The following is a 5349-nucleotide window of genomic DNA, read 5'->3' as shown; positions in this document are numbered from 1 at the left end:
CATCTATCTTATTGTCATTTGCAGTTAAAGCATTTTCCATTATTTTCATAGCTTCTTCTGGTAACCAATCTTTTACCCATTGATCTCCTACTATTACTATCTCTCCACTATCAATATAAGGTTGAACTGCTTTCATTTGTCCAGCTCTAAACATCTTTGCATTATTATCAGTTGGAGATCCTCCCATCATAAAATATCTTCCTTTTGGCATTACTTCAACAATTGCTTTCCCTTGTAACTCTCCTACTTTTTCATTATCAAAAGATATATAGGCATCAACATCTGAATTTGTTAATAATCTATCATATGCTAAGACTTTTATTCCATCTTGGTGTGCTTGATCAACAATAGCACCCATTACATCACCATTATTAGGAATTACTACCAACAAATCAATTCCTTGTGATATTAAATTTTCTGCATCTCTCATCTGCTTATCAGAGTCTCCATTTGCTGACACTGCAACAACTTCCGCTCCCAATTTATTTGCTTCCTCTGTAAATATATCCCTATCTCTTTGCCATCTTTCTAATCTTAAGTCATCAACTGTCATTCCAATCTTCATTTTTGCCGCTTCTAAAGATGTGTTAAGCATAGCCCCTGCTAGTAAAAAAATTCCTAATGATAAAATCTTTTTTTTCATAACAATCTCCCCTTTTTTAATAAATATAGTTATTTAAAATATTCTCTAACATCTCTTGTCTTCCAGAATCATTTTTAACATCTTTCAATGTCAAAGCATACTCTGCTAACTCTTTTAATGTAACTTTTCCTTCTACTATATCCTTTCCTACTCCTCTTGTATAACTTTCATATCTCTTTTCAATAAAGTTTTCAAATACTTTATCCTCTATTAATTTAGCTGCTACTTTTAATCCTTTAGCAAAAGTATCCATTCCTCCTATATAAGCATAGAATAAATCTAGAGTATCCGTTGATGTTCTTCTAACTTTAGCATCAAAGTTCAATCCGCCTGTTGTAAACCCTCCAGCCATAAGTGTTTCATACATTGCCAATGTCGCATCATACACATCTGTAGGAAATTGGTCTGTATCCCATCCCAACAATAAATCTCCTTTATTTGCATCTATACTACCAAACATATCATTTATTCTTGCTAAACGAAGCTCGTGTTGGAATGTATGTCCTGCTAATGTCGCATGGTTTGCTTCTATATTCATTTTAAATTTTTTATCTAAATTATATGCTCTTAAGAAGTTCATAACTGTTGCTACATCAAAGTCATACTGATGTTTTGTTGGTTCTTTTGGTTTAGGTTCTATATAAAATTGACCTTTAAATCCTATTTCATCTGCATATTCTGTGGCTAAAGTTAAAAGTCTTGCTAAGTTATCTAACTCTAACTTCATATCTGTATTTAAAAGTGTTTCGTATCCTTCTCTTCCTCCCCAGAAAACGTACCCTTGACCACCTAATCTTTTTGTTATATCTAGTGCATTTTTAACCTGTGCTGCTGCCCATGCAAAGACATCAGCATTGCAACTTGTACCCGCTCCATGTAAAAATCTTGGATTAGAAAACATATTTGATGTTCCCCAAAGTAATTTTATTCCAGTCCTTTTCATTTCACTTTCTATTAAATCAACTATTTCATCTAAATTTTTAAAATACTCTTCTAAAGTATCTGCCTCTGGAGCTATATCTTTATCATGAAAACAAAAGTATTCTAATCCAAGTTTTTCCATAAACTCAAATCCAGCTTTTACTCTAGCTTTTGATTTTTCCATAGGCAATAAACTATCCCATTCTCTAATTAAAGTAGCATCTCCAAAAGGATCATTTCCACCAGCTGTTAAAGTGTGCCAATAAGACATTGCAAATTTCAAATGATCTTTCATTTTTTTTCCTAATACAATCTCATCAGGATTATAATGTCTAAATGATAATAAATTTTTACTATCTTTTCCCTCAAATTTAACTTTCTCTACTTTTGAAAAAAATTCCATATAACTCCTCCTTGTTTTCTGATTAAAGTCAATTTAATTATATTAAACTCTTTATTACCTCTTTTTAATTTAATTGTCAAATTTTTTTCAGTATTTTTTTATCTATAGTTAAATTGACTTTAAGTTAATTCTGTTATATATTATATTAAAATATTAAAGGGGTGCTTAATATGGGATATCAAAAAAAAGAAAAGTTAAAAAATAAGAATAAAATTTTTAAATATATTTCATTAAATAAAATTTTTAATAAGCAGGATATTTCAGAAAATTTAAATTTAAGTTTTCCGACAGTTACAAAATATATCGAAGAATTTTTAGAGGAAAATATTATAAAAGAGATTGGAGTGAAAAATAGCAAACATAACCGACCTTCTACAACCTATAAATTTAATCCCAATAGTTTATATTCAATAGGAATAAAGCTTGAAGTTAATCGTGTTAGTTTTATTATAACTAATATTTTAGGTGAGAGTTTAAGAAAAAATGAAATTCATAATAATTTTTACAATAATCAAAATTTTGCTAAATATATTGTTCAACAACTTAAACTATTTTTACAGGGATTTGAAGAGCAACATAAACTTATTGGAATTGGAATATCACTGCCTGGAATTGTAGATGATACTTTTAAAAAATTTGAAATAGGTACTAATTTCCAAATCTTTTCACAGGATATGAAATTTATTGAAGATGAAATGAAACTTCCTATTTTTTTGATGAATGAAGCTAATGCTGCAATTTTTGGTGAATATATTTTAAATAACTTTTCATATAAGAATTTAGCTTTTATATCTATTGATACTGGAATTGGTGCTGGAATTGTATTAAATAATAGAATATATGAAGGAGATAACTTTAAAGCGGGTGAAATTGGTCATATATCAATTGTACCCGATGGAAGAGTCTGCACTTGTGGAAATAATGGTTGCTTTGAACGTTATTGCTCTAATACAGCTTTGATAAATGATTTCAAAGAAAATTTTAATTTAGAGATTCATACTCTTAATGATATATTTTTTAATGATTTACATATTACTCCTATTGGACAAGAAATATTAAAAAAATATACAAAATATTTGGCTCAAGCTATTCAAACGCTTTTACTTATTTTTGATTTAAACAAAATCATTATTGGGGGAGAGATCTGCTTTTATAAAGATTACTTCAATTTAGAAGAAAATTTAAAAAATTTAGTATTTAACAATTTATTTTGTAAGGATACAAATATTTTAGAGTTCTCAAAATATGGAGAATCTTCTAATTTAATTGGTGCTGGTTTAGCTCCATTTAAAAACTGGTCATAATATAAAAAAATAGCTACTAATTAGTAACAATTGGTAGCTATTTTTTGAATTTTTAAAAAATATTTCCTTCACCAAAATGTGGCGTTATATTACTTAATATTTCTGCTCCATCCTCTTTTATTAAAACCATGTCTTCAATATTAAACCCACCTATGCCTTTTATATAAAGTGGTACTTCTACACATAAAATCATGCCTTTCTCTAAAACTCTTTCCTCTGTTTTAGTTATCAATGGGGCCTCCCATGTTGATGGTCCTAAACTAATGCTATGTCCTAAATGCCCGCGTTCATACTGAGGATACTTTTCTTTTACATAGTTATATCCTAAATTAAAAATCTCCTTTATCTTTACTCCAGGTTTCATATTTTCAATCATCAATCTTTGAGCTTCAAAGAGTCTAGTTTTTAATTCTACCAACATTTGACCTTTTTTTCCAATAATCCATGATCTAGCAAAATCAGTTGTATAAAAACTAAAATTTTTATTTACTCCTCCATCATATTTAAATACTTCACCGTTTTTTAATTTTTTTTCAGAAGGTAACCCTAATATACTCGCATTTTCTCCAATTGCAAACATGCTCCAAGTACTTGGTGAAATTCCATAATTTTTTATGACCTCTTTTATATAAATATCTGCTAGCTCTTTTTCACTGATATCAACCCTTAAACTGTTCATAACTTTTAATAATGCTTTATCTTGAATCTTTATTAATTCTTTAAATATTAATATCTCTTCCTCAGTCTTTACACTTCTCGAATAAATTAATTGATTTGAAATATCCATAAATTCTATATTCGGAAATATACTTTCTAATTGAGTATAAAAATTACTTGAAACAAAATCTTTTTCTATTCCAACTTTTATTTTTTTATTTTTAGAGGCGTCAATTATATCAACTAAAAGATTGAATATTGTTTTTTTGTCATTCTTTTTTATAGATTTATTTTTAGATATCTCCTCCTCCTCTTTCACTCCAACCCAAGTGTCATAAGCAATAACTTCATAATCTTTATCTTTAACATATTTAATAACATTATTGTATTCATAATCCATAACAAGAAGTTTTGTAAACTCCTCTTTTGAATTACATCCCATCACTATTGCTGCCATACCAGCCATTCTTGAGACTGTATGTTGATGTGATGCATAACCTGAAATATAATAAAAATTTTCAGGTGAAGAGATTATTACATAATTAATATTTTTTGGTATATATTTTCTAAATTGTTTTTCTGTATCTCTCATTAAAATTCCTCCTCATTTTATACTAAAGGAAAAGCTCCTGGTCCTAGTGGTAATCCCAATACATACCAAACTGCAAGTAATAGTGTCCATCCTATTAAAAATGCTAGAGAATATGGAGCCATTGTTGATACTAAAGTTCCCATACCTGCTTCGTCATCATATTTTTGAGCAAATGCCACTATCAATGGAAAAAATGGCATAAGTGGTGAAATTATATTAGTGCTTGAATCTCCTATTCTATAAGCCATTTGAGTCAACTCTGGAGAAAGACCAACCTTATAAAACATAGGAACAAAAATCGGAGCCATTAATGCCCATTTAGCTGTATCTACTGCCATAAATAAATTGATAATTGCAGTAAATACCACAAATGTAATTATTAGTGGTAATCCTACAAAGCCAGTTTTTTCAAGTAATTCTGCTCCCTTTACTGAAATAATTGTCCCTAAGTTAGAGTATGTAAAAAATGCTACAAACTGACCTGCAAAAAATATTAAAACGAAAAATCCTGAAAGTCCTGATATACTTTTAGTCATTAAATCTATTATATCTTTATCACTTTTCAATTTTCCTGATCCTATTCCAAAAAATATTCCTGGAATTAAAAAGAACAACATCATAAAGAAAATTATTCCACTCATAAATGGTGACTGCATGATTGATCCTGTTTGTGGATTTCTTAAAATTGAATTTTGAGGTAAAACCATTGCTAAAACAACAACCATATAAATTAAAAATGATATTAAAGCCCATCTAGTCCCTTTATATTCTGCCTCTGTTATATCATTAGTATGTATAAATTTGGAATAATCATAGTCTGGTAGTCTTG

Annotated in this window: 5 protein-coding genes; 1 reads left to right on the top strand and 4 read right to left on the bottom strand. The window is 28.7% G+C overall.

All coding sequences use genetic code 11. From position 1 onward, the window contains the following. Both ACRC8M_RS10910 and xylA read right to left on the bottom strand, forming a co-directional pair. The coding region (locus tag ACRC8M_RS10910) for a substrate-binding domain-containing protein (protein ID WP_438529146.1) at positions 1 to 643 on the bottom strand (643 nt) is incomplete at its 3' end. Between the two features lie 16 nt (positions 644 to 659). Further along, a complete protein-coding gene (gene xylA / locus ACRC8M_RS10905) occupies positions 660 to 1967 on the bottom strand; it encodes a xylose isomerase (protein WP_438529145.1) in 1308 nt (435 codons plus the stop codon). A 170-nt stretch (positions 1968 to 2137) separates the two neighbouring features. On the opposite strand from xylA, the gene ACRC8M_RS10900 reads away from it, so the two are divergent. Continuing rightward, a complete protein-coding gene (locus ACRC8M_RS10900; RefSeq protein WP_438529144.1) occupies positions 2138 to 3271 on the top strand; it encodes an ROK family protein in 1134 nt (377 codons plus the stop codon). A 52-nt stretch (positions 3272 to 3323) separates the two neighbouring features. Here ACRC8M_RS10900 and ACRC8M_RS10895 read toward each other — a convergent pair whose 3' ends face one another. Both ACRC8M_RS10895 and ACRC8M_RS10890 read right to left on the bottom strand, forming a co-directional pair. Next, on the bottom strand, positions 3324 to 4520 hold the full coding sequence (locus tag ACRC8M_RS10895; RefSeq protein ID WP_438529143.1) for a M24 family metallopeptidase: 1197 nt from the start codon (positions 4518 to 4520) through the stop codon (positions 3324 to 3326). A gap of 17 nt (positions 4521 to 4537) precedes the next feature. Continuing rightward, a partial coding sequence (locus tag ACRC8M_RS10890) for an AbgT family transporter (RefSeq protein ID WP_438529142.1) occupies positions 4538 to 5349 on the bottom strand: 812 nt, incomplete at its 5' end.

Origin of the sequence: Cetobacterium sp., assembly GCF_051653945.1 — a bacterium.
Lineage (GTDB): Bacteria > Fusobacteriota > Fusobacteriia > Fusobacteriales > Fusobacteriaceae > Cetobacterium_A.
This window is presented reverse-complemented; position numbering and strand designations above follow the sequence as displayed.

What these genes read in the sequence shown, in the direction of transcription:
- ACRC8M_RS10895 (WP_438529143.1), bottom strand. Translation starts at nt 4,520, where the DNA reads ATGAGAGATACAGAAAAACAATTTAGAAAATATATACCAAAAAATATT.
- xylA (WP_438529145.1), bottom strand. Translation starts at nt 1,967, where the DNA reads ATGGAATTTTTTTCAAAAGTAGAGAAAGTTAAATTTGAGGGAAAAGAT.
- ACRC8M_RS10900 (WP_438529144.1), top strand. Translation starts at nt 2,138, where the DNA reads ATGGGATATCAAAAAAAAGAAAAGTTAAAAAATAAGAATAAAATTTTT.